The sequence below is a fragment of the Streptomyces sp. NBC_00988 genome (assembly GCF_045162645.1).
GTDB lineage: Bacteria > Actinomycetota > Actinomycetes > Streptomycetales > Streptomycetaceae > Streptomyces.
The window spans coordinates 8,380,917-8,405,902 of the sequence record NZ_CP108730.1 but is presented as its reverse complement, the minus strand read 5'-3'; the positions used below and the strand labels follow the sequence as shown (position 1 = coordinate 8,405,902).

21 protein-coding genes are annotated in these 24,986 nt (G+C 69.6%); 7 read left to right on the top strand and 14 right to left on the bottom strand.

From position 1 onward, the window contains the following. Positions 1 to 2: 2 nt before the first annotated feature. Positions 3 to 1,688, bottom strand: coding sequence for an urease subunit alpha (locus OG496_RS38720; RefSeq protein WP_405974177.1), 1,686 nt, complete (start codon positions 1,686 to 1,688; stop codon positions 3 to 5). Beyond that, the gene (gene ureA / locus OG496_RS38715; protein WP_366490110.1) at positions 1,685 to 2,365 is read right to left on the bottom strand and encodes an urease subunit gamma; all 681 of its coding nucleotides are present in this window, start codon (positions 2,363 to 2,365) and stop codon (positions 1,685 to 1,687) included. The genes OG496_RS38720 and ureA overlap by 4 nt, the downstream gene beginning before the upstream one ends. Before the next feature lie 118 nt (positions 2,366 to 2,483). On the opposite strand from ureA, the gene OG496_RS38710 reads away from it, so the two are divergent. After that, positions 2,484 to 3,917, top strand: coding sequence for a cytosine permease (locus OG496_RS38710; protein WP_405974176.1), 1,434 nt, complete (start codon positions 2,484 to 2,486; stop codon positions 3,915 to 3,917). Positions 3,918 to 3,923: 6 nt separating this feature from the next. Here the strand turns inward: OG496_RS38710 and OG496_RS38705 are convergent, their stop codons facing one another. Continuing rightward, positions 3,924 to 5,012, bottom strand: coding sequence for a branched-chain amino acid aminotransferase (locus tag OG496_RS38705; RefSeq protein WP_405974175.1), 1,089 nt, complete (start codon positions 5,010 to 5,012; stop codon positions 3,924 to 3,926). Positions 5,013 to 5,274: 262 nt separating this feature from the next. Continuing rightward, a complete protein-coding gene (locus OG496_RS38700) occupies positions 5,275 to 6,318 on the bottom strand; it encodes a 3-isopropylmalate dehydrogenase (RefSeq protein WP_043680300.1) in 1,044 nt (347 codons plus the stop codon). Positions 6,319 to 6,470: 152 nt separating this feature from the next. Here OG496_RS38700 and OG496_RS38695 point away from each other — a divergent pair, with 152 nt between their 5' ends. Further along, on the top strand, positions 6,471 to 8,036 hold the full coding sequence (locus OG496_RS38695) for a purple acid phosphatase family protein (protein WP_405974174.1): 1,566 nt from the start codon (positions 6,471 to 6,473) through the stop codon (positions 8,034 to 8,036). A gap of 64 nt (positions 8,037 to 8,100) precedes the next feature. On the opposite strand, the gene OG496_RS38690 is transcribed toward OG496_RS38695, so the two are convergent. From OG496_RS38690 to OG496_RS38670, 5 genes are all read right to left on the bottom strand, one after another. Next, complete coding sequence (locus tag OG496_RS38690; protein WP_366362211.1) at positions 8,101 to 8,232, bottom strand: hypothetical protein; 132 nt, start codon at positions 8,230 to 8,232, stop codon at positions 8,101 to 8,103. 299 nt (positions 8,233 to 8,531) lie between these two features. After that, positions 8,532 to 9,071, bottom strand: a complete 540-nt coding sequence (locus tag OG496_RS38685; protein WP_405974173.1) for a GNAT family N-acetyltransferase — start codon at positions 9,069 to 9,071, stop codon at positions 8,532 to 8,534. 24 nt (positions 9,072 to 9,095) lie between these two features. Continuing rightward, entirely contained in the window at positions 9,096 to 9,965 is an 870-nt protein-coding gene (locus OG496_RS38680; protein ID WP_405974172.1) for an alpha/beta fold hydrolase, read from the bottom strand. Positions 9,966 to 10,004: 39 nt separating this feature from the next. Further along, complete coding sequence (gene pruA / locus OG496_RS38675) at positions 10,005 to 11,636, bottom strand: L-glutamate gamma-semialdehyde dehydrogenase (protein WP_405974171.1); 1,632 nt, start codon at positions 11,634 to 11,636, stop codon at positions 10,005 to 10,007. Between the two features lie 49 nt (positions 11,637 to 11,685). Then, the gene (locus tag OG496_RS38670; RefSeq protein WP_318019002.1) at positions 11,686 to 12,612 is read right to left on the bottom strand and encodes a proline dehydrogenase family protein; all 927 of its coding nucleotides are present in this window, start codon (positions 12,610 to 12,612) and stop codon (positions 11,686 to 11,688) included. 140 nt (positions 12,613 to 12,752) lie between these two features. Here OG496_RS38670 and OG496_RS38665 point away from each other — a divergent pair, with 140 nt between their 5' ends. From OG496_RS38665 to OG496_RS38650, 4 genes are all read left to right on the top strand, one after another. After that, positions 12,753 to 14,165: a helix-turn-helix domain-containing protein gene (locus OG496_RS38665; RefSeq protein WP_405974170.1), complete on the top strand. Its 1,413-nt coding sequence runs from the start codon at positions 12,753 to 12,755 to the stop codon at positions 14,163 to 14,165. Between the two features lie 71 nt (positions 14,166 to 14,236). Further along, the gene (locus tag OG496_RS38660) at positions 14,237 to 14,896 is read left to right on the top strand and encodes an HAD family hydrolase (protein ID WP_405974169.1); all 660 of its coding nucleotides are present in this window, start codon (positions 14,237 to 14,239) and stop codon (positions 14,894 to 14,896) included. 72 nt (positions 14,897 to 14,968) lie between these two features. Then, positions 14,969 to 15,637: a Type 1 glutamine amidotransferase-like domain-containing protein gene (locus OG496_RS38655; protein WP_405976801.1), complete on the top strand. Its 669-nt coding sequence runs from the start codon at positions 14,969 to 14,971 to the stop codon at positions 15,635 to 15,637. Between the two features lie 66 nt (positions 15,638 to 15,703). Next, the gene (locus tag OG496_RS38650; protein ID WP_405974168.1) at positions 15,704 to 17,002 is read left to right on the top strand and encodes an MFS transporter; all 1,299 of its coding nucleotides are present in this window, start codon (positions 15,704 to 15,706) and stop codon (positions 17,000 to 17,002) included. Positions 17,003 to 17,118: 116 nt separating this feature from the next. On the opposite strand, the gene OG496_RS38645 is transcribed toward OG496_RS38650, so the two are convergent. Beyond that, positions 17,119 to 17,715: a TetR/AcrR family transcriptional regulator gene (locus OG496_RS38645; RefSeq protein ID WP_405974167.1), complete on the bottom strand. Its 597-nt coding sequence runs from the start codon at positions 17,713 to 17,715 to the stop codon at positions 17,119 to 17,121. A gap of 98 nt (positions 17,716 to 17,813) precedes the next feature. Here OG496_RS38645 and OG496_RS38640 point away from each other — a divergent pair, with 98 nt between their 5' ends. After that, positions 17,814 to 19,367, top strand: coding sequence for an MFS transporter (locus OG496_RS38640; RefSeq protein ID WP_405974166.1), 1,554 nt, complete (start codon positions 17,814 to 17,816; stop codon positions 19,365 to 19,367). Between the two features lie 111 nt (positions 19,368 to 19,478). Here OG496_RS38640 and serA read toward each other — a convergent pair whose 3' ends face one another. From serA to OG496_RS38620, 4 genes are all read right to left on the bottom strand, one after another. Beyond that, positions 19,479 to 21,068, bottom strand: a complete 1,590-nt coding sequence (gene serA, locus OG496_RS38635) for a phosphoglycerate dehydrogenase (protein WP_019058579.1) — start codon at positions 21,066 to 21,068, stop codon at positions 19,479 to 19,481. Between the two features lie 231 nt (positions 21,069 to 21,299). Continuing rightward, complete coding sequence (gene ilvC / locus OG496_RS38630) at positions 21,300 to 22,298, bottom strand: ketol-acid reductoisomerase (RefSeq protein WP_043680264.1); 999 nt, start codon at positions 22,296 to 22,298, stop codon at positions 21,300 to 21,302. A 141-nt stretch (positions 22,299 to 22,439) separates the two neighbouring features. Beyond that, positions 22,440 to 22,967, bottom strand: coding sequence for an acetolactate synthase small subunit (gene ilvN, locus OG496_RS38625; protein WP_033282732.1), 528 nt, complete (start codon positions 22,965 to 22,967; stop codon positions 22,440 to 22,442). A 20-nt stretch (positions 22,968 to 22,987) separates the two neighbouring features. Beyond that, positions 22,988 to 24,841, bottom strand: coding sequence for an acetolactate synthase large subunit (locus OG496_RS38620; RefSeq protein ID WP_405974165.1), 1,854 nt, complete (start codon positions 24,839 to 24,841; stop codon positions 22,988 to 22,990). Positions 24,842 to 24,986 lie beyond the last annotated feature (145 nt).

The window sequence follows — 24,986 nt, the reverse complement described above, 5'->3', positions numbered from 1 at the left end:
TTCTAAAGGAAGTAGAGGCGGTTGAGGGCGACGGACTCGGCAGGTTCGGAGCGGATCGGTTCGCCGTCCAGGGTGACCAGACCCGTCCGCTGGTCCACATCGACCGCCCCGGTACGGGAGTTGAGCCGCAGGTCGGCAGGCCCGATGCCCCGCGTTCCGCGAACTGCCACGCGTCTACGGCGAGTTGGCATGGCGTCGCCGCCCTGGTCCAGGGCCGCCTGGGCCACGAAGGCCACGGAGATGTCGGCGGGCGTCGAGCCGTGCGCGCCGAACTGCGGGCCCAGGACGAGGGGTTCACAGGTGTCGGTCGCCGCGTTGGGGTCGCCGACCACGCCGTACGCCGGGAACCCGGACTTCAGGACGAGCTGCGGTTTGGCGCCGAAGTACTCCGGCCGCCACAGCACGATGTCCGCGAGTTTGCCGACCTCGATGGAGCCGACCTCGTGCGAAAGTCCGTGCGCGATCGCGGGGTTGATGGTCAGCTTGGCGATGTAGCGCAGGACGCGTTCGTTGTCGTGGTCCGTCTCCGGAGAACCGCCGAGCGCGCCGAACTCGGCCTTCATCTTCCCGGCCATGGCGAACGTGCGGCGCACGGTCTCACCGGCGCGGCCCATGCCCTGCGCGTCGGACGAGGTGATGCCGATCGCACCCAGGTCGTGCAGCACGTCCTCGGCGCCCATCGTCCCGGGGCGGATGCGGTCGCGGGCCATCGCGGCGTCGCCGGGCAGGTCGGTCTTCAGGTCGTGGACGGAGACGATCATGCCGTAGTGCTCGGCGACCGCGTCCCGGCCGAAGGGGAGGGTGGGGTTGGTGGAGGAGCCGATGACGTTCGCAACTCCGGCCATCTTCAGGACATTCGGCACGTGTCCGCCGCCGCAGCCCTCGATGTGGAAGGCGTGGATCGTCCGGCCCTCCAGGACCCGCAGGGTGTCCTCGACGGACAGGCACTCGTTCAACCCGTCGCTGTGCAGGGCGACTTGGACGTCGCACTCCTCGGCGACCCGCAACGCGGTGTCCAGCGCGCGGGTGTGGGCGCCCATGTCCTCGTGCACCTTGAAGCCGGACGCGCCTCCCTCCGCCAACGCCTCGATCAACGGCGCGTCCGAGGACGACGAACCCCGGCCCAGGAAGCCGATGTTGACCGGCCAGGCGTCGAAGGCGTTGAAGGCGTGGCGCAGCGCCCAGGGCGAGTTGACGCCGACGCCCCACACCGGGCCGAACTCCTGCCCGATGATCGTCGTCACCCCGGACGCCAGCGAGGCCTCCATGATGCGCGGCGAGAGAAGGTGCACATGGGTGTCGACCGCGCCCGCGGTGGCGATGAGCCCCTCGCCGGACACGATGGAGGTACCGGTGCCGACGACGACGTCCACCCCGTCCAGGGTGTCGGGGTTACCGGCCCGCCCGATCGAGCAGATCCGCCCTTCCCTGATCCCGATGGACACTTTCCGGATGCCCTGCACGGCGTCGATCACGACCACATTGCTGATCACGACATCGCAGGTGTCGCGCACGGCGGCGGCCTTGAGGTGCAGTCCGTCGCGGGCCGTCTTGCCGAACCCGGCGAGGAACTCGTCGCCGTAGCGCTGCGAGTCGGACTCGACCCGGATGGTCAGGCCGGAGTCGCCGAGGCGGACGCGGTCACCCGCGCGGGGGCCGTGGGTGGCGGCGTACTCGTACGGGTTCACTGCTCAACTCCCAGGTAACCGCAGGCAGTTGCCCGGCGCAGGGCCTCTTCCTTCGCGCCCGGCGCGTCGAGCGGTCCGTCGACGAGGCCCGCGAAACCGATCGCGATGCGCTCGCCGCCGATGGGCAGCAGGCCGACCTCGGCGGTCTCGCCCGGGCCGAAGCGGACGGAGGATCCGGCGGGTACGGCGAGCCGCATGCCGTAGGCCTCGGCGCGGGGGAAGTCGAGGCGCGGGTTGGCCTCGAAGAAGTGGAAGTGGGAGGTCACGGAGACGGGGACGGTCGCGGTGTTGGTGACCGTGACGCGGACGACGGCCTCGGGTTCGGCGTGCACGGGTCCCGGGAGCAGGGCGCCCGGGGCGTCCCCGGCCAGTCCCCCGCCGATCGGGTCCGAGACCACCGCGAGCCGCGAACCGTCGTCGAAGACGGCCTCGACATGCACCTCGGTGACGACGTCGGCGACGCCCGGCAGGACGTCGTCGGGACCGAGGACGGAGCGGGCGCGCTCGATCGCGAAGGCAAGTCGAGCACCGTCACGCGCCGCCTCGCACACCGTGTCCGCGATGAGCGCGGTGGCCTCCGGCACGTTGAGCTTCAGGCCGCGCGCCTTGCGGGCGCGGGCCAGTTCGGCGGCCGAGAACAGCAGCAGGCGGTCGCGTTCCGTGGGGGTGAGCCTCATCCCATATCCCTCCTTTAGAGCATCACTCTAAACGGTAAAAGCCATATGCGGAACGCTTGACGCGCCACCCTCGTCCGGTTCACATTGAACGTCACTCTAAGAAAGAGGTGGGCCCACCATGCCGATAGAACAGCGCGGAGTCGACACCGTCCCGGACGCGGAGCGCACCAGCGGCCCGCGCGACCTCATGTCGATCCTGCTCGGCTCCAACCTCTGCCTCGGCGTGATCATCTTCGGCTGGCTGCCGCCGTCGTTCGGGCTCGGCTGGTGGGCTTCCGTCTCCTCGATCGTCGCGGGCACGGTGGTCGGGACGGTGTTCACGGCCCCGCTGGCGCTGGTCTCGCTGCGCACCGCGACCAACCTGTCGACGTCGTCCGGCGCCCAGTTCGGGGTGCGGGGGCGGCTGGTCGGCTCGGTCGTCGGGCTGCTCCTCGCCCTCGGCTACACCGCGCTGACCGTGTGGATCGGCGGCGATGTGATGGTGGGCGTGCTGGGGCGGCTGTTCGGGCTGCCGGCCGACGGGGCGTCGTACGCCGTCGTGTACGCGCTGCTCGCGGCGGCGACCGTGGCGGGCGCGGTGTACGGCTACCGGGTGCTGCTGGCCATGTCCCGCGTCCTGTCCGTCGGCATGACGGCGCTGCTGGTCCTCGGGGTGATCGCGTACGCCCCGCACTTCACGACCGGCGCGCTGCCGGGGGCGGGCGGCTATCTGCTGGGCGGGTTCTGGCCGACGTGGTGTCTGGCGACGGTGGCGGCGGGCCTGTCCGGGCCAATCGCGTTCATCACCCTCCTCGGGGACTACACGCGCTACATCTCCCCGGTCCGCCACACCTCCCGTACGGTCCTGCACGCGACCTGGCTCGGGCTGATCGCCGGGCTCCTGGTGCCCCAACTCTTCGGCACGTTCACGGCGTTCGGGGCGCGGGCGGCTCTCGACTACGCGGGCCCGCTGGTGTCGGCGTCGCCCACCTGGTATCTGGTCCCGCTGCTGCTCGCCGCCTCGGCGGGGTCGGTCGGCAACGCCGGGCTGATGCTCTACTCCATGGGCCTCGACCTGGACGCGATCCTGCCCCGCGCCTCCCGGGCCCGGGCCACGTGCGCGGTCGCGGTCGTCGCCATGGTGTGTGTCTTCGTCGGGCACTACGCCTGGAACGCGCAGTCGGCGATGACGTCCTTCGTGCTGCTCCTGACGGCGATCGGCACGCCGTGGGCGGTCATCACGCTCATCGGTTTCGTGCGGTGCCGGGGGATGTACGACGCCGATGCCCTCCAGGTCTTCAACCGCCGCTCGCGGGGCGGGATTTACTGGTACCGCGCCGGCTGGAACATCCAGGCGGTCATCTCCTGGGCGGTGGGCGCGGGGGTCGGCCTGCTCGCGGTGTCGCTGCCGTCGTACGAGGGGCCGCTGCTGTCGCTGACCGGCGGGGTGGACTGCAGTTTCCTGTTGTCGGGGGCGGTCGGCGGGCTGGCGTACGTGCTGCTGACGGCGGGGGCCGCCACGGACAAGGAGACCGAGTCCGTGACGACCCCCGAAGTGACCAGTCGGGTCTAGCCGTTCCTAGCCGAGCTTGTGCATCCAGCCGTGCTTGTCGACGCTGTCGCCGCGCTGGATGTCGAGAAGTGCCGCGCGGAGCTTCAGCGTGACCTCGCCGGGCTCACCGGCGGACTGGTGCCACTCGGCGCCGGTGCGCTTGACCGTGCCGACCGGGGTGATGACCGCGGCCGTACCGCAGGCGAAGACCTCCGTCAGCGTGCCGTTCTCGGAGTCGCGCTGCCACTGGTCGATGGAGATCCGGCCCTCCTCGGGGGTGTAGCCGAGGTCGCGGGCGAGGGTGAGGAGGGAGTCGCGGGTGACGCCCTCCAGGATCGAGCCGGTGAGGGTGGGGGTGACGATCCGGTCGCCGTAGACGAAGTACAGGTTCATGCCGCCGAGTTCCTCGACCCACGTGCGCTCGACCGCGTCGAGGTAGCAGACCTGGGCGCAGCCCTGCTCGGCGGCCTCGGCCTGGGCGAGGAGGGACGCGGCGTAGTTGCCGCCGGTCTTGGCGTCGCCCATGCCGCCGGGGACGGCGCGGACGTGGTCCTCGGAGACCCAGATGGAGACGGGCTTCACGCCACCGGGGAAGTAGGCGCCGGCCGGGGAGGCGATGACGAGGAAGAGGTACTCGTTGGCGGGCTTCACGCCCAGGCCGACCTCGGTCGCGATCATGAACGGGCGCAGGTACAGGGACTCTTCGCCGCCGTGCGCCGGGACCCAGTCGCGGTCCTGCTGGACCAGCACGTCACAGGCCTCGATGAACGTCTCGACCGGCAGCTCGGGCATGCCGAGGCGGCGGGCGGAGGTCTGGAAGCGGCGGGCGTTCTTCTCGGGGCGGAAGGTGGCGACGGAGCCGTCCGCCTGCCGGTAGGCCTTGAGGCCCTCGAAGATCTCCTGCGCGTAGTGCAGGGTCATGTTCGCGGGGTCGAGGGATAGCGGGCCGTACGGCACGAGCTGGCCGTCGTGCCAGCCGCGGCCCTCGGTCCACTTGATCGTCACCATGTGGTCGGTGAAGTGGCGGCCGAAGCCGGGGTTCGTCAGAATCGCGTCGCGCTCGGCGGCGGAAAGTGGCGAGGCCGAGGGCTTGAGCTCGATCGTGGGCGTCGTCATGAGTGGTTGTCCTTCACCGGTTGTGTGTGACGGGCCGCGCTCACGCCCCGACTGCCAGTGGCCAGTGTTAGGACGTCCGAGCATTCCCTCATTCCGCGGCTCCGCGTTCGATTATCGCGCGTGGTGGACCGTGGACGAAAACGGCGTGAATGCGACCCAGGGATGATGGTGGCACCCGGCGGGGACGTAAGAAAAGCCGCCGGGTGCGGTTGCGACCCGGCGGCTTCGAAATACTGCGAGAGTTTTTCGAGTGGTCGGCGGGTCAGCCGGCTACTCGTACGGCGAGCGCGTCGCCGATCTCGGTGGTGCTGCGGGCGGGCTTGCCGGTGCGGTCCGCGAGGTCGGCGGAGACGGCGTCCTCGATGCGGACGGCCTCGGACTCGTAGCCGAGGTGGCGCAGGAGGAGGGCGACGGACAGGACCGTGGCGGTGGGGTCGGCCTTGCCCTGGCCCGCGATGTCGGGCGCGGAGCCGTGCACGGGCTCGAACATCGAGGGGAACTCGCCGGACGGGTTGATGTTCCCGCTCGCGGCGACGCCGATGCCGCCGGAGACGGCCGCGGCGAGGTCGGTGATGATGTCGCCGAAGAGGTTGTCGGTGACGATCACGTCGAAGCGGGCCGGGTCGGTGACGAGGTAGATCGTCGCCGCGTCCACGTGGATGTAGTCGGTGGTGACCTCGGGGAACTCGGCCGCGACCTTGTTGAAGACGTTCGTCCACAGGTGGCCCGCGAAGGTCAGCACGTTGTTCTTGTGGACCAGCGTGAGCTTCTTGCGGGGGCGGGCCTGGGCGCGGGCGAAGGCGTCACGGACGACGCGCTCGACACCGAAGGCCGTGTTGACGGAGACCTCGGTGGCGACCTCGTGCTCGGTGCCCTTGCGGATGGTGCCGCCGTTGCCGGTGTACGGCCCCTCGGTGCCCTCACGGACGACGACGAAGTCGATCTCCGGCTCACCGGCGAGGGGGGTCGCGACTCCCGGAAGCAGCTTGCTCGGCCGCAGGTTCACATGGTGGTCGAAGGCGAAGCGGAGCTTCAGCAGGAAGCCGCGCTCCAACACCCCGGAGGGGACGCTCGGGTCACCGATCGCGCCCAGCAGGATCGCGTCGTGCGGCTTCAGCGCGGCCAGGTCGGCGTCGGTGAGGGTCTCACCGGTGGCGTGGTAGCGCCGGGCGCCGAAGTCGAACTCCTTGGTCTCCAGCTTCACATCCTGCGGAAGGACGGCGGAGAGGACTTTCAGACCTTCGGCCACGACTTCCTGACCGATGCCGTCACCGGGGATCACTGCGAGATCGATGCTGCGAGACATGCCCGACACCGTACTCCGCGTCCCATGGGATGACACCGGGTGTCCATGATGCGGACTGGTACGGATGGTTCTCGGGCACCGGCGTCGGCCGTTCGACGTACGTTCACCCTTACGCATGGCCCCCGTTGGAGTTCTAGGGGAACTTCATCGACATGGAGACACCCGACGTCGGCATCCCGGAACACCTCGCGACCCGGATGAGCATGGCCGAGCAGTACGAGTACCTGCGCACCAAACTGTCCCGGCGCCGCACGCTGGTGACGGCAGGCGCGGTGGCGGGCGGCCTGCTGACGGGGTGCGCCGGCAAGAGCGGCACCACCGACGGCAAGGCGGCACTCCCCTCCCCCGCCACGTCGAAGGTGCCCGGCGCGGTCGTCACCCCCTTCGGCCGCCATCTCGCCTTCGGCGCCGACCCGAAGACCGCGATGCGGATCTCCTGGCAGGTCCCGTTCGCGGTCAGGAAGCCGTACGTACGCGTGGGGTTGAAGCCGGACGACCTGAGCCGCCGGATCACCGCCGAGGTACGCGACCTGCACACTCCCGGGCTGACAGGCGTCCGCCCCGCGGTGGAGCAGTACTACGTGCACGCGGCCCTGGACGACCTCCACCCCGGCACGACGTACTACTACGGCGTCGGCCACGAGGGCTTCGACCCGGCGGCACCGGCACACCGCTCGACGATCGGTTCGTTCCGTACGGCACCGGGGAACCCCGAGAAGTTCGTGTTCACGGCCTTCGGCGACCAGGGCGTGAGCAACGCCGCCGCCGCCAACGACCACGTCGTCCTGCGCGAGAACCCCGCCTTCCACCTCCACGCCGGTGACATCTGCTACGCCGACACCAACGGCCTGGGCAAGACGACCGACGGCTACGACCCGACGTACTGGAACCTGTTCCTCAAGCAGAACGAGCCCGTCTCCCGGTCCGTCCCGTGGATGGTGACGACCGGCAACCACGACATGGAGGCCTGGTACTCCCCCGACGGCTACGGCGGCCAGCTCGCCCGCTGGTCCCTCCCGGAGAACGGCTTCGACCCGACGCACGCGCCCGGCGTGTACTCCTTCGTCTACGGCAACGTCGGCGTCGTGGCGCTCGACGCGAACGACGTGTCGTACGAGATCACCGCCAACCTCGGCTACACGGACGGGAAGCAGACGAAGTGGCTGGACGGCCGGCTGCGTGAGCTGCGGGCGACGAAGGGGGTCGACTTCGTCGTCGTCTTCTTCCACCACTGCGCCTACTCGACCTCCTCGCACGCCTCCGACGGCGGGGTACGGGCCGCGTGGCTGCCGCTGTTCGCGAAGCACCAGGTGGACCTGGTGATCAACGGGCACAACCACGTCTACGAGCGGACCGACGCGATCAGGAACAACGCGGTCGGCCGGGCGGTACCGATCGGCGCGTCCACCGATCCGACGCGGGACGGGATCGTCTACGTCACGGCGGGCGGCGGCGGGCGTGATCTGTACGGCTTCCCGGCGGGCGTCAAGGAGAGCTACGAGGGGCACGTCACGCGGCACGGGACGGTCGACACCGTGCAGTGGGAGAAGGGCCAGCACACCACGGCGGAGACGGTGGAGTGGTCGCGGGTGCGCTACCGGGGCTTCTCCCTCCTCTCGGTGGAGGCGGAGAGCGGCAGCACGCCCCGGCTCAAGGTGTCGGCCCTGGACGGGAACGGCAAGCGCATCGACCACTTCGAGGTGCGGCGCGGTCACTGAGACCGCGCCGCACCCCGTGCGGGCGCGGCTCCCGGTAAGTGGTGACTGGTGACAGTCAGGTGGCTCAGTGGCCGGTCTCGCCGCCGTTGTCCCGGCGGTCGAGGGCGCGCTGGAGGGCGGCGGCGGCGTTCTTGCGCTCGGACTCGCTCGTGCGGGACACGTGGCGGACTCGGCGGCGGGCGGTCGTCTCGGCCATGGAGAATCGACTCCTTCGATACATCCTGGAGTGCGGAAGGGGTGTGCGAGACTCCCCCACTGCCTAAAGGGCGTGGGAGGTGCCCCCAGAGGGGGTGGGGAGTCACGGACCGCAGGGGTTGCCTGCATGATGTCCGGCTCACGACCGCCATTCGCTTGGTCTAGCGAGACGTTCGGCTCCTACAAAGCTAGGACAGGACAGCGCATCTGTCTCCACAATTACTCGGACTTCCTACTATCTGAGACGGTGAAACGAGTCACACGCCGCTGACCTGCGGTTTCACAAAACGCGGTGGGGCGTCAGAGCACGTCCCCGTCACGCCAGTCGAAGAGGAGATCGCTGCCGAGGTCGAGGGGCCCGGCGAGCGCGGGCCGGACGTAGGTGCTGTCCTCCTCCTCGGGCAGATGGACGATCCCGTCCGGGCCGAGGGCGGAGATCTTGCCGCCCCACAGCCGCCAGCCGCGCGCGGTGTAGAGCCGGGCCCCGTCGTCGCTGGCGCCGAGCAGCCCGACGTCGTAGGCGTGATCGACGATGCGCTCAAGCTCGGCCATGACGAGCCCCCCGTACCCCCGCCGCCGGACGTCGGGCCGCACCCCAACACCCTCCACGTACCCGACCCGCAGCCACCGCCCCCGGTACCGCACCCGGCGCATGACCACCGACCCGTGCGCGACGAGCCCGGTGTCGTCGGCGAGCAGCGCGTGGAGGCCGCCGAGGCCGTGCTCCCAGTCCTGGTCGGTGAGATCGCCGCCGAAGGCCGCGTCCAGCAGTTCGCGGGCGGCGCGGAGGTCGGCCGGGGTGAGGTCGGCCGTGTGGACGGTGCGCATACGGATGGTCACGGGGTCAGTATCGGAGACGAGGGCTCACCGCGCTGCCGTCATCGCCATCATCACCGCATCGCGGAATCCGTACGGATCCTCGACCCACGGCAGATGCCCGGCGTTCGCCAGGGTCACCCGCCGCACCCGCGGCAAGGCCCGCACGAGCGAGTCGACGGCCGAGCGGGGCCGGATGTCCCGCTCCCCGTCCACGACGACCACGGGCAACTCCAGCGCCCGGCAGGCGGAGTGGAGGGCGGGGGTGCCGGCGGTCTGCCTCACCTCGGCGTTCAGGGCTTTGTTGCAGGGGGAGTTGACGGGGAACCAGGGGTCGGCCATGTGTTCGGCGTGCTGGATCGCCCGCTCCCGGTCCACGAACTCGGTCGACCACTGGAGCACCGCCCGCTCACGACTCACGCTCGGCAACTCCCGCCAGCGGGCGAGCCATTGGGGGTCCTCGCCGAGGCGGGCGAGGAGGTTCGCCTCGTATTCGGGGTGCCAGTCGGTGTCCGGTCCGATGCCCGTGCCGCTGACGTAGATGAGCGCGGCGACCCGTTCCGGGTGGGCGAGCGCGTAGTTCAGGGCGAGCGACGCGCCCCAGGAGTGGCCGAGCAGCGCGATCCGCTCCAGCGCGAAGTGCCGTCGTACGGCGTCGAGATCGGCCACGAAGCGCCCGGTGGTCCACGGGCCCGCGCACGGCTCGGAGCGCCCGCAGCCGCGCTGGTCCCAACGGATCACCGTGGCACGGTCGTTGAGCATCCCGGCCACGTCGTCGAACATGTCCCACAGTCCGGGCCCGCCGTGGCACAGCACCAGGGGTGTGGTGCCGGGTGTGCCACGGCCGGACCGGGAGGCCCACAGCCGTACTCCGTCGTCCGCCGTAACCGCCGTGTCCTGCATACGGGTTGGGGTCATGACGGGGAGTCTGCCCGCTGTGGGCGCCCTGTGTGGCTGTCAGCCCATGTGCGGGTACGGGTAGTCCGTCGGCGCGACCAGCGTCTCCTTGATGGCGCGGGTCAGGGTCCAGCGCATCAGGTTCTGCGGGGCGCCGGCCTTGTCGTTGGTGCCGGAGGAGCGGCCGCCGCCGAAGGGCTGCTGGCCGACGACCGCACCGGTCGACTTGTCGTTGATGTAGAAGTTGCCGGCCGCGTAGCGGAGCTTCTCCATCGTGTGGGCCGCCGCCGCACGGTCGTTGGAGATGACCGAGCCCGTCAGCGCGTAGTCGGACACCGACTCCATCTGGGTCAGCATCTCGTCGTAGTTCTCGTCCTCGTAGACGTGCACCGCGAGGAACGGGCCGAAGTACTCCGTCGTGAAGACCTCGTTCGTCGGGTCGCTGCACTCGACGACCGTCGGGCGGACGAAGTAGCCGACCGAGTCGTCGTACGAACCGCCCGCGACGATCGTGCAGTTGGGGTCCGCCTTCGCGCGGTCGATGGCCGCCTTGTTCTTGGCGAAGGAGCGCTCGTCGATGACCGCGCCGATGAAGTTCGACAGGTCGGTGACGTCACCCATGGTCAAGTAGTCGACCTCGGCGGCGAATTCCTCCTTGAAACCGGAGTTCCAGATCGACGCCGGGATGTACGCCCGGGAGCTGGCGGAGCACTTCTGGCCCTGGTACTCGAAGGAGCCCCGGGTCAGCGCCGTCTTCAGCACCGCGCGGTCCGCGCTCGGGTGGGCGACGACGAAGTCCTTGCCGCCGGTCTCGCCGACCAGACGCGGGTACGAGCGGTACTTCTCGATGTTGTTGCCGACCGTCTTCCACAGGTACTGGAAGGTCTTGGTCGACCCGGTGAAGTGGATGGCCGCCAGGTCACGGTGCTCAAGAGCCACCTTGGAGACCTCGATGCCGTCACCGGTGACGAGGTTGATGACGCCCTTGGGGAGACCCGCCTCCTCCAGCAACTGCATCAGCAGCACAGCGGAATGGGTCTGCGTCGGCGACGGCTTCCAGACGACGACGTTGCCCATGAGAGCCGGGGCCGTCGGCAAGTTGCCCGCGATAGCCGTGAAGTTGAAGGGCGTGATCGCGTAGACGAAGCCTTCGAGCGGGCGGTGGTCGAGGCGGTTCCAGACGCCCGGGGAGTTCGCCGGGGGCTGCTCGGCGAGCAGGTCGCGGGCGTACTTGACGTTGAAGCGCCAGAAGTCGACGAGCTCACAGGGACAGTCGATCTCGGCCTGCTGGGCGGTCTTGGACTGGCCGAGCATGGTGGACGCGGCGAGGGTCTCGCGCCACGGACCGGAGAGGAGTTCAGCCGCACGCAGGATGATCGCGGCACGGTCGTCGAAGGACATCGCACGCCAGGCGGGCGCGGCGGCGAGGGCCGCGTCGATCGCGTCCTGGGCGTCGTCCTGGGTGGCGTTGGCGTACGTGCCGATCCGCGCCTTGTGGTTGTGCGGCTGTACGACGTCCACGCGCTCGCCGCCGCCCAGCCGCTTCTCGCCGCCGATGGTCATCGGCAGGTCGATCGGGTTCTCGGCCAGCTCCTTGAGCTTGACCTCAAGACGGGCACGCTCGGGAGAGCCGGGCGCGTAGCCGTGCACCGGCTCGTTGACGGGGGTGGGGACCTGGGTCACAGCGTCCATGAGATCCGTAACTCCTTGTACGTGAGCGGGTGTTGGGGTCAATCCCTGTTCAGCCCTTGGTAAGGGTCGAGCGTGCGAAGAAGAGGAGGTTGGCCGGCTTCTCCGCGAGCCGCCGCATGAAGTATCCGTACCAGTCCGTGCCGTAGGCGGTGTAGACGCGCATGCGGTGACCCTCGGCGGCGAGCCGCAGGTGCTCGTCACTCCTGATGCCGTAGAGCATCTGGAACTCGTACTCGTCGAGCTTGCGGCCCGCGCGCCGGGCGAGTTCCTGGCCGATGGAGATGAGGCGCGGGTCGTGGGAGCCGATCATCGGGTACCCCTCGCCCTCCATCAGGATGCGCAGGATCCGGACGTACGCCTTGTCGATCTCGTGTTTCTGCTGGTACGCGACCTCGGCGGGCTCCTTGTACGCGCCCTTCACGAGCCGGACGCGGCTGCCGGCCTCGGCGAGGCGGCGGGCGTCGGACTCGGTGCGGAAGAGGTAGGCCTGGATGACACAGCCGGTCTGCGGGAAGTCCTTCCGCAGCTCCTCGTGGATCGCGAACATCGAGTCGAGGGTGGTGTGGTCCTCGGCGTCGAGCGTGACGGTCGTACCGATGGCGGCGGCGGCCTCGACGACGGGCCGGACGTTCGCGAGGGCGAGTTCGTGACCGCCGTCCAGCGCCTGCCCGAACATGGACAGCTTGATGGACATCTCGGCCCGGGTGCCCAGCTCCAACTCCTTGAGCCGGTCGACGAGTTGGAGATACGCGTCGCGGGCGGCGGCGGCCTGCTCGGGGGTGGTGATGTCCTCGCCGACGACGTCCATCGTCAGCTCAAGACCCTTGGCGGTGAGGTCCTGGACGATCGGCACGATCTCGTCCACGGTCTCACCGGGGATGAAGCGGTCGACGACCTGCTTGGTCACCGGCGCCGCCGAGATCAGCCGACGCATCTGATCGCTGCGCGAGGCGGCGAGAATCACGGGACCCAGCACGGGGCACCTCCACAGAACCAGCAGACAGGACCACCGTGAAACCTAGGGATCTCTCCGATCGTCGGCCATCGACAGCTGTCACGCATCCGTGCCACAGATCTCAGACAAATGTATGAAGGCAGCCGGGAATCGACACGGGAATGCGGGAGAATGCCCGGGTGACATCCGATTCCACCGGCGACTACCAAGAGCTCGTAGACGAGATCTCGGAACTCCTCGGCGCCCCCGCGACCCTGGAGAACCGCGACTTCGAGCTGATCGCCTTCGGTGCCTACGACGGCGAGGGCGACCTGGACCCGTCCGCGCTGGACCCGGTCCGCACCCGCTCGATCCTGACCCGGCGCTCCACGGCGGCGATCCGCACGTGGTTCGAGGGCTTCGGCATCACGCGCGCCACCGGCCCGGTCCGCATCCCGCCGACCCCCGAGGCGGGCGTCTACCGCGGCCGCATCTGCCTCCCCGTACGCCATCGGGGTGTCGTCCTCGGCTACGTCTGGCTCCTGGACGACGACGATCCGGGCCCCGCTGCTCCACAGCTGGACGCGGCGATGAAGGTGACGGCCCGGATCGGCGCGCTCCTCGCGGACGAGGCCCAGGCGGGCGCCGACCTGACCCGTGAACTCCGCGCGGTCCTCACCGCCGAACGCGGCTGGCAGCGGGACATGGCGGTGGCCGCCCTCCGCACGGCCCTCGGCCCGCGCGGCGACGGCCCGCACGCGGTGGTCTGCATCGCCCCCTGGCCGTCCGCCGACCCGGACGACGCCCCGTCGGCCCGTACGGTCCCGCACGCGACGGCGCTGTGCACGGTGCCGTGGGGTGCGGCGGAGGAGCAGTGCCTGGCGGTGCTGGTACGGCTGCGGACGACGGATGTACGGACTCCGGCGGCAACCGCGGCGGCGCGGGTATTGGGGGATGTGCGGGGGCCCGGGGCGAGTGCGGCGGCGCAGGTGCCGGGGAATACGCGGGGACCGGGGGCAAGTGCGGCTTCGCGGCCCCCCGCAAACGGCCGGATTGCGGGGGCCGACGGCACTTCGCAAGCGTCTTCCGCCGGAGGCACTCCCACCGCGAGCACCACCTCACGACCACCGACACACGGCCGGACTCCCCCGGCGAGCAGCGCCTCACGACCGCCGCGTGAGACCACCCCCGTCGCCGGTATCGGCACCCCCCGCATCGGCCTCACCGACCTGGGCACCGCCTGGCAGGAAGCCACGGCAGCGTGCCGCGCGGCCCTCGCGGAACCCCGCTTCGCCCCGGTCGCCGACTGGTCCCACATCGGCCCGTACCGCCTCCTGACCTCCCTCTCCCCCGACTCCCCCCACGACCCCGCGGTGGCCCCCCTCCTCTCCCCCACCCACCACGAACTCGCCCGCACGGCCGAGGTGTACCTCGACTGCGCGGGCCAAGCAGGGCGCGCGGCAGCCGAGTTGGGGATCCACCGGCAGACGCTGTACTACCGGCTGTCCCGGGTGGAGCAGTTGACGGGGCTGGACCTGGACGACGGGGAGGACCGGTTGCTCCTCCACATGGCGTTGAAGAGGGCGCGGCTGTAGGCATCGCCTGCGGGTGATCCATTGCCTGGGCGCGGCGGCGGTGAGGATCGGCCGGTGATCTACTGCTCGGCATGCCCCTGCTGATGCTCGACCTGGACAACACCCTGGTCGACCGCGACGCCGCGTTCCGGGAGGCGGTCACCGACTTCCTGACCGCGCACGGTCTGCCGCCGGACGACCTCGTCTGGCTGATGTCGGTCGACGCGAGCGGCCACACGCCGAGGCAGGCCGTCGCCGAGGCGATGACCGAACGCTACGGCGGGACGGTCACCGGCGATGCCGTACGGACGTTCCTCGACCGGGGCGCCGCCGACCGAGTCACCCTGCCCGAGCCCACGCGCGACGCCCTCGCGAAGGCCGTCGTGGCGGGCTGTACATGCGTGATCGTCACCAACGGCCGTGTCGTACAACAGGAGTTGAAGATCCGGCACACCGGGCTCGATGCGCTGGTCCACGGCTGGGTGATCTCCGAGTCCGCCGGCCACAAGAAGCCCGCACCGGAGATCTTCCGCGCGGCGGCGGCCGAGGTCGGGGCCACCCTCCAGTCGTCCTGGGTCGTCGGCGACTCGGCCCACGCCGACATCCGGGGCGCGACAGGCATCGACGCGCACAGTGTGTGGGTGTCGAACGGCCGCCCGTGGACCGAGCCGACGTTCCGCCCCACGCACATCGCCGTCGACGCCTCGTCCGCGATCCATCACGTCGTCGATGCCCGGCGAACAGCCCGCTGAGCAGGGGCAGTTGGACGTGGCGATGCTAAAGTCACCCGGCTGTTCTCCTCGTGCGATCAGAGTGGAGCCGTGTTGAAGCTTCTCCTCACCGACTCCGGGGTCAGGAACGCGAGCATCCTGGCGGCGCTGGTCGACCTCCTCGGCAAACCGATCGCCGAGGCCGACGCGCTCTGCATCCCCACCGCGGGATATGGGGGCCCGTACGGTGACCCGGGCGGGCCATGGCGTTTCATCAGCGGTCAATCCCCCAGCCCCATGACCGAGTTGGGCTGGAAGTCGGTGGGCGTACTGGAGCTCACCGCGCTGCCCGGCATCGACAAGGAACGCTGGGTCTCCTGGGGCCGGGAGGCAGACGCTCTGCTGGTGAACGGCGGCGACGCGCTGTACCTGTGCCACTGGATGCGCGAGTCCGGCCTGGCCGACCTCTTCCCGTCCCTGTGCGACACGGTCTACGTCGGGCTCAGCGCCGGAAGCATGGTGCTGACTCCGCGCATCGGGGAGACCTTCGCCGACTGGAAGCCGCCCACCGGTGACGACAGCGCGCTGGGAGTCGTCCATTTCTCCCTCTTCCCGCACCTCGACAGCCCGGGCTGTCCGGAGAACACCATGGCGGAGGCGGAACGTTGGGCCGCCGCGACAACAGGTCCGGCGTACGCCATCGACGCTCAGACCGCGATCAAGGTGACCGACGGTGGTGGTGTCGAGGTCGTGTCCGAGGGGCACTGGAGGCTGTTCAACTGAGTGACCGGTCCAGTGGCCCGGAATTGGAGCTGACCGACGCCCCGGCGGGACTTTAGTGTCGATGTCATGACGACCGGCCCGCCCCCCGACTGCCCCACCCCGAAGACCACCGACTCCCCGGACTCCCCCAACTCCCCTGCCTCCGAGGCAACTTCGGGCACGCACCCCCCGCTCCTCACGCGCCCCCTCCTCCTCCGCTTCGTCAGCATGGTCGGGGCCAGCCTCAGTTTCTTCCTGCTGCTGTCGGTCGTACCGGCGTACGCGGCCGAGCGGGGCGGCGGAGGCGCGGCGGGGCTCGCGACCGGTTCGTTGATGCTGGCGACGGTGCTCGGGGAGCTGGTGACACCCCGGCTGGTCGGGCGCTTCGGGTATCGACTGACCCTGATCGTGGGGCTGTTCCTGCTCGGCGCACCGGCGTTGGTGCTGACCGTCTCCGGGCAGGCCGCGTGGATCGTCGCGGTGTGCTTCGTACGGGGGCTCGGTTTCGCGCTGACGATCGTCGCGGGTGGCGCCCTCACCGCGTCGCTGATCCCGGACGAACGCCGGGGCGAGGGGCTCGCGTTGGTGGGTGTGGTGTCCGGCGTGCCGTCGCTGGTCGCGCTGCCACTGGGGCTTTGGCTGGCCGACCGCGTCGGCTACGGCCCCGTCGCCGTCACCGGCGGTCTCGCCGCGCTGGCCGCGATCTTCTTCGTCCTCGGACTGCCGAACCATACGGACCATACGGACCGCTCCGAGCAACCACTGGGTGTCGTACGGGGGTTGCGCACCGGCGCGCTGCTCCGGCCGGTCCTGGTCTTCGCGGCCACCGCCACCGCCGCCGGCATCGTGGTGACCTTCCTACCGCTGGCCGTGCCGTCGGCGTCGGCCGGAGTCATCGCGGCGGCCCTGTTCGTGCAGACTGCGGCCTCGACCCTGACGCGCTGGCTCGCGGGCCGCCACAGCGACCGGCACGGCAGCGCCCGCCTCGTCCTCCCCGGCCTGCTCCTGTCGGCGACGGGCGTCCTCGTCATCGCCCCAACTGCCAACCCGGTAGCGGTCATCGCGGGCACCGCCGTCTTCGGCGCCGGCTTCGGCATCACTCAGAACGCCACCCTGACTCTGATGTACACCCGCGTCTCCGCCGCCTCGTACGGCACGGTCAGCGCCCTGTGGAACCTGGCCTACGACGGCGGAATGGGCGTAGGCGCGGCAGGCTTCGGCATCGCGGCGGGCCTGACGGGTTACCCGTGGGCCTTTGCGCTGACCGCGTTGCTGATGCTGGGCGCGGTGGCACCTGCGTTGCGGGACCGGCGAACACCCCCCGGAACAGCGTGGCTTGGGTCCCCGGATCGCCGTGACGTCCGTACATCCGCCGGACCGCCGTGACTCCCGCTCCCGGATTGCCGTGACGTCCGTACATCCGCCGGACCGCCGTGACTCCCGCCCCCGGATCGCCGTGACGTCCGTACGCCCACCGGATCGCTGTCACTTCGGCCCCCGGATCAGCGTGACTTCTGTGCCCCTTCGAGCACTTGGCGCAGCCCCTCGGTGAGTTGCTCCGCGTCCGGCGCGCTCGTCGGGTCGAAGTTCCACTGTGCGATGAGCCCCGTGATCAGCGTCATGTAGAAGGCGCCGAGGGTATCCGCGGTCTCGTCCGAGACCTCCGCCTCAGGCACGCTCGTCATCAACGCGACCATGCCCCGCCCGCCTTCACGCTGGGCCCGGGCCAACTGATCGCGAACTTCGGGCAGTTTGCCACCCATGGTCATGATCTCCATGCCGAGCCCCCACATCGAACCGGGCTCGCTCATGCTGGCGACGATGTTCGAGAACACCGCCCGGAACCGCTCCAGCGAACCGGGCTCGCCGCCGATCTCCGCGCCCTCACCCCCGTCACCTCCCTCGAAGCCGTCGGACGCCGTCTCCACCAGCGCGATGTAGGCCTGCGCGAGCAACGCGTCCTTCGAACCGTAGTGATAGCCGATCGACGCGAGGTTCGTCCCCGACTCCTTCACGATGTCCCGCGCCGTCGTGCGCGCGAACCCCTTCTCCAGCAGGCAGCGCTTCGCGCCTTCGAGCAGATCCTCACGGTGTCCCATGCCCCACACCGTACCGCCGATTCCATACAACCGTCCTAGACGCATGAACTATACAATCGTTCTAGACAAGTGTTTAAGACGCGCGTACATTCGCCCTCATGACGAGCTCGACGAACCCCGCGATCACCCCCAACTCCCGTGCCGGACGCAAGGAATGGACCGCACTCGGCGTCCTGATGCTCCCCCTGCTCCTCGTCTCCATGGACGTCTCCGTCCTCTACTTCGCCATCCCGGCGATCAGCGCGGACCTGGAGCCCAGCGGCACCCAGCAGCTGTGGATCTTCGACATCTACGCCTTCGTCCTGGCCGGCCTGCTGATGACGATGGGCTCGGTCGGCGACCGCATCGGCTACCGCCGGCTCCTCCTGATCGGCGCCGCCGCATTCGGCACCGCCTCCGTCATCGCGGCCTACGCGAACAGCGCCGAGACCCTCATCGCCGCCCGCGCGGTCCTCGGCATCGGCGGCGCGACCCTGATGCCCTCGACGATGGCGCTGCTGCGCACGATGTTCACCGACCCCGGCCAGCGCGCGAAGGCGATCGGTCTGTGGTCCGGCGTGATGACGGCCGGGGTCGCCCTCGGCTCGGTGCTCAGCGGTGTCCTCGTCCAGTACTTCTGGTGGGGCTCGGTCTTCCTCGTCAACCTCCCCGCGATGGCCCTGCTCCTGCTCATCGGCCCGTTCCTGCTCCCCGAGTCGAAGAACCCCGCCCCCGGCCGCTTCGACTGGCCGAGCGTCCCGCTGTCGATGGCCGGCGTCCTGCCCGTGATCTACGGCCTCAAGGAGATCCCGTCCGAGGGCTGGCACGTCCAGTACGTCGTCTCGATCCCGGTCGGCCTGCTCTTCGCCGCACTCTTCGTCCACAGGCAGCGCACCACCGCCTCCCCGATGATCGACCCCACCCTCTTCCGCGCCCGGGGCTTCGGCCCCTCCGTCGCCCTCAACCTCCTCTCCGCCTTCGGCATGCTGGGCTCGGCCTTCTTCACCACCCAGTACCTCCAGTCCGTACTCGGCAAGAGCGCGATGGAGGCGGCCCTGTGGGCCCTGCTCCCCTCGGTACCGATCGGCATGGCGGCCCCGCTCGCAACCACCCTCGTCCAGAAGGGAGTTGACCGCGCCTACGTGGTCGCGTCCGGTTTCGCGATCGCCGCCTGCGGCTACGGCATGCTCGCCCTCACCGGCACCGACTCCCTCTGGCTGGTCCTGGCCGCCGCCGGTGTCCTCGCCTCCGGAATCGTCATGGTGATGTCCCAGATCATGGACCTCGCGATGGGCAGCGCCCCGGTCGAGAAAGCGGGCGTCGCGTCCTCCCTGATGGAAACGGGCGCGGAGTTCGGCGGCGCCCTCGGCATGGCGGTCCTCGGCTCCATCGGTACGGCGATCTACCGCCACGGCATCCCGACCTCGGCCCCCGCCCCGGCCCGCGAGACCCTCGGCGGCGCCCTGGCCGTCGCCCACCAGCTGCCGGGGCGCACGGGAGACGCCCTGACGGCGACCGCACGCCAGGCCTTCACCGACGGCATGCACGGCGCGGCGATCGCCGGGGCGGTGCTGCTGCTGGGGGCGGCGTTCGCGGCGGCGCGGACCCTGCGGGGCATTCGGGTGCAGGCGCCCGAGCCGGTCTCGGCGGAACCGCAGCAGGCGGAGGCGTGACCCCCAACTACACAGAAACGCCGGGTGGGTTGAGGATCATCTCCTCAACCCACCCGGCGTTCTCGTGAAACGTCAGACGGAAACGTCAGTCAGCAACGTCAGTCTGGAACCTCAGACCAGGTTCACCGAGCGGGCGGACGTCGCCCCGATCTCCTCGGCAACCTCCGCCAGCACATTCGCGGCAACCGTGTCGTCGACCGTCAGCACGGCCAACGCCTCGCCACCGGCCACCGATCGCGACACCTGCATCCCGGCGATGTTGATCCCGGCCTCACCGAAGACACGACCGACCGTGCCGACAACCCCGGGCCGGTCCTCGTACCGCAGCACCACCATGTGGTCGGCGAGCGCGAGGTCGACGTCGTAGTCGCCGACCGCGACGATCTTCTGCAGGTTCTTGGGGCCGGCGAGCGTGCCGGAGACCGAGACCTCCTCGCCGCTGCCGAGCGTGCCCCGCACGGTGACGACGTTGCGGTGGTCGGCGGACTCCGAGCTGGTGGTCAGCCGTACCTCGACGCCGCGCTCCTGCGCGAACAGCGGAGCGTTGACGTACGACACCGTCTCGGCGACGACGTCCTCGAACACGCCCTTGAGCGCGGAGAGTTCGAGCACCTTGACGTCGTGCTGGGTGATCTCGCCGTAGACCTCGACGTCGAGGCGGACCGCGACCTCGCCCGCGAGCGCGGTGAAGATGCGGCCGAGCTTCTCGGCGAGGGGCAGGCCCGGCTTGACGTCCTCGGCGATGACGCCGCCCTGGACGTTGACCGCGTCGGGGACGAGTTCACCGGCGAGGGCGAGGCGTACCGACTTGGCGACGGAGACGCCGGCCTTCTCCTGCGCCTCGTCCGTGGAGGCGCCGAGGTGCGGGGTGGAGACGACCTGGTCGAACTCGAACAGCGGGGAGTCCGTGCAGGGCTCCTTCGCGTACACGTCGAGTCCGGCGCCGGCGACGCGGCCCTCCTTGAGCGCGGAGTACAGCGCCTCCTCGTCGACGATCCCGCCGCGCGCGGCGTTGACGATGCGCACGGTCGGCTTGACCTTGCGCAGCGCCTCGTCGCCGATCAGACCGACCGTCTCGGGGGTCTTGGGCAGGTGCACGGTGATGAAGTCGGAGACTTCGAGCAGCTCGTCCAGCGACAGGATCTTGACGCCCATCTGGGCGGCCCGCGCGGGCTGGATGTAGGGGTCGTAGGCGACGACCTTCATCCCGAACGCGGACATGCGCTGCGCCACGAGGGCACCGATACGTCCCAGACCCACGACGCCGAGGGTCTTCTCGGCCAGCTCGACGCCCGTGTACTTGCTGCGCTTCCACTCGCCGTTCTTCAGCGCGGCGTTGGCCTGCGGGATGTGGCGTGCGGTCGCCAGCAGCAGACCGCAGGCCAGCTCGGCGGCGGTGACGATGTTCGAGGTGGGGGCGTTGACGACCATCACGCCGGCCTTGGTGGCGGCGGAGACGTCGACGTTGTCCAGGCCGACGCCGGCTCGTGCGACGACCTTCAACTTCCGTGCGGCGGCGACCGCTTCGGCGTCGACCTTGGTGGCCGAGCGGATCAGGATCGCGTCCACGTCGGCGATCGCGGGGAGCAACTCGCCCCGGTCGGCGCCGTTGCAGTGCCGGATCTCGAAGTCCGGCCCGAGGGCGTCCACCGTCGCGGGCGACAGCTCTTCAGCGATGAGTACGACAGGTTTCGAGCTCACGTGAGTCCTCACAAGTCCATTGCGTGCGGACGGCCGTCCCGACGGCCGCAGGCGGTGGAGGGGCTAGCCGCGGAGACGCACGACGCTGTGGGCCTGACGCGTATGTAGTACGGCAGTGTAGTGGCGCTCCGACAGTCGTCCTGCGCCTCTGTGGAAGGATCACCCGTCCGAGGCTGGACGGGTTGGACAAAGGGGCCGGAGCGCTCGCTCCGGCCCCTCGGCCCTTCGGGCTTACGCCTCTTCGTCGACCCAGCTCATCAGCTTGCGGAGCTGCTTGCCGGTCGTCTCCAGCAGGGACTCGGCGTCCTTCTGCTTGTACTCGTTGTACTTCTTCAGGCCACCGTGGTACTCGGCCATCCACTCACGGGCGAAGGTGCCGTCCTGGATCTCGGCGAGGACCTGCTTCATCGTGGCCTTGGTCTCGTCCGTGATGATGCGCGGGCCGGTGACGTAGTCGCCCCACTCCGCGGTCTCGGAGATCGACCAGCGCATCTTCTCCAGGCCGCCCTCGTACATGAGGTCGACGATGAGCTTCAGCTCGTGCAGGCACTCGAAGTACGCGATCTCGGGCTGGTAACCGGCCTCGGTCAGCGTCTCGAAACCGGCCTTGACCAGCGCGGCCGTACCACCGCAGAGCACGGCCTGCTCACCGAACAGGTCGGTCTCGGTCTCCTCGGTGAAGGTCGTCTTGATGACGCCGGCGCGGGTGCCGCCGATGCCCTTCGCGTACGACAGCGCGAGCGCGAAGCCGTTGCCGGTCGCGTCCTGCTCGACGGCCGCGATACACGGAACGCCGCGGCCCTCCTCGTACTGGCGGCGGACGAGGTGGCCCGGGCCCTTGGGGGCGACCATGCAGACGTCGACGCCGGCCGGGGGCTTGATGAAGTCGAAGCGGATGTTCAGGCCGTGGCCGAAGAACAGCGCGTCGCCGTCGTTGAGGTTGTCCTTGATGGACTCCTCGTAGACCTGGGCCTGGATCGGGTCCGGCACGAGGATCATGATGACGTCGGCCTCGGCGGCGGCCTCGGACGGGGTCACCACGCGCAGGCCCTGCTCCTCGGCCTTCGCCTTGGACTTGGAGCCCTCGTGCAGACCGACGCGCACGTCGACGCCGGAGTCACGGAGCGACAGCGCGTGGGCGTGGCCCTGGCTGCCGTAGCCGATGACCGCGACCTTGCGGCCCTGGATGATGGACAGGTCGGCGTCGGCGTCGTAGAACAGCTCGGCCACTTTGGGTTCTCTCCTTGGTGTGCAGGTGTTGCGTCCCACCGTATGACGGCGGCGGGAGGGGAAGTTTCCGGGTCTCGGAATGCGGGCGGCCGGCAGCTGTCGGCCGCCCGTTTCCGGTCGTAGACGATTCTTCTACGAGGGTTACGCGGACCGGTCGAGCGCGCGCAGCGAGCGGTCGGTGATGGAGCGGGCGCCGCGGCCGATCGCGATCGTGCCGGACTGGACCAGCTCCTTGATGCCGTACGGCTCCAGCATCTTGAGCATGGCGGACAGCTTGTCGCTGGAGCCGGTGGCCTCGATGGTGACGGCCTCCGGGGAGACGTCGACCGTCTTGGCGCGGAACAGCTGGACGATCTCGACGATCTGGGAGCGCGTCTCGTTGTCGGCGCGCACCTTCACCAGAACGAGTTCGCGCTGAACCGCGGAACCCGCCTCCAGCTCGACGATCTTCAGCACGTTGACGAGCTTGTTGAGCTGCTTGGTGACCTGTTCGAGCGGGAGTGCCTCGATCACGTTCACCACGATCGTGATGCGGGAGATGTCGGGGTGCTCGGTGACACCGACCGCGAGGGAGTCGATGTTGAAGCCGCGCCGGGAGAACAGGGCGGTGATCCGGGCGAGGACACCTGGCTTGTTCTCCACCAGGACGGAGAGCGTGTGCTTGGACATTTCTCTTTCGTCTCTCTCGCTCAGTCGTCTTCGTTGTCGCCGAAGTCGGGGCGGACGTCCCGGGCGAACATGACCTCGTCGTTCGAGGTGCCGGCGGCGACCATCGGCCACACCATGGCGTCCTCGTGGACGATGAAGTCGACCACGACGGGGCGGTCGTTGATCGAGTTCGCCTCCTCGATGACCTTGTCGAGGTCGTCGGGGGACTCGCAGCGGATCGCGTAACAGCCCATCGCCTCCGACAACTTGACGAAGTCGGGGATGCGCGTGCCCGCGCTCGGCTGCTTGCCGTCGGCCTCCGGGCCGCTGTGCAGCACGGTGTTGGAGTAGCGCTGGTTGTAGAACAGGGTCTGCCACTGGCGGACCATGCCGAGGGCGCCGTTGTTGATGATGGCGACCTTGATCGGGATGTTGTTCAGGGCGCAGGTGGTGAGTTCCTGGTTGGTCATCTGGAAGCAGCCGTCGCCGTCGACCGCCCAGACCGTCTGGTCCGGCGCTCCGGCCTTGGCGCCCATCGCGGCCGGGACCGCGTAGCCCATCGTCCCGGCGCCGCCGGAGTTGAGCCAGGTCGCGGGCTTCTCGTACTGGATGTAGTGCGCGGCCCACATCTGGTGCTGGCCGACGCCCGCCGCGAAGATGGTGTTCTCCGGGGCGAGTTGGCCGATGCGCTCGATGACCTGCTGCGGGGAGAGCGAGCCGTTGTCGGGCTGCTCGTAGCCGAGCGGGTAGGTCTCGCGCCAGCGGTTGAGGTCCTTCCACCAGGCGCTGTAGTCGCCGGTGTGGCCCTCGCTGTGCTCCTTCTGCACGGCCTGCACGAGGTCGGCGATGACCTCGCGGGCGTCCCCGACGATCGGCACGTCGGCGGCGCGGTTCTTGCCGATCTCCGCGGGGTCGATGTCGGCGTGGACGATCTTCGCGAAGGGCGCGAAGCTGTCCAGCTTGCCGGTGACGCGGTCGTCGAAGCGGGCTCCGAGGGCGACGATCAGGTCGGCCTTCTGCAGCGCGGTGACGGCGGTGACCGCACCGTGCATGCCCGGCATTCCCACGTGCAGCTCGTGACTGTCGGGGAATGCGCCGAGCGCCATCAGGGTGGTGGTGACGGGCGCTCCGGTGAGTTCTGCGAGGACCTTCAGCTCGGCGGTGGCGTGTGCCTTGAGGACACCGCCGCCGACGTAGAGGACGGGCCGCTTCGCGGCGGTGATCAGCTTGGCGGCCTCGCGGATCTGCTTGGCGTGCGGCTTGGTCACCGGGCGGTAGCCGGGCAGGTCCATGACCGGCGGCCAGGAGAAGGTGGTCTTCGCCTGGAGGGCGTCCTTCGCGATGTCGACCAGCACCGGGCCTGGGCGGCCGGTGGAGGCGATGTGGAAGGCCTGCGCGATGACGCGCGGGATGTCCTCGGCCTTGGTGACCAGGAAGTTGTGCTTGGTGACCGGCATCGTGATGCCGACGATGTCCGCCTCCTGGAAGGCGTCCGTGCCGATCGCCTTCGACGCGACCTGCCCGGTGATCGCCACGAGCGGCACCGAGTCCATGTGCGCGTCGGCGATCGGGGTCACCAGGTTGGTGGCACCGGGCCCGGAGGTCGCCATGCAGACGCCGACCTTGCCGGTGGCCTGTGCGTAGCCGGTGGCCGCGTGGCCCGCGCCCTGCTCGTGCCGGACCAGGACGTGACGCACCCGCGTCGAGTCCATCAGCGGGTCGTACGCCGGAAGGATCGCACCGCCGGGGATGCCGAATACCGTGTCGGCCCCGACTTCCTCAAGAGAGCGGATGAGGGACTGCGCGCCCGTGACGTGCTCGGGGGCGGACTGCTGTCCTCCGGATCGGGGCCGCGGCTGCGGATGGGCCCCGGTGGCCTGCTCGGTCATCGTCATTCTCTTCTCGATGCTGAGGGTTTTTGCGAGGTTTGTGCGGGGTTTAGCTGCTGCACGACTGGTTCCTGTGCAACAAAAAACCCCTCGTGCCGTGAGGCAAGCGAGGGGAGCGCGCCGGGTGCGGTCGCTGGGAGTTCCGGGTCCG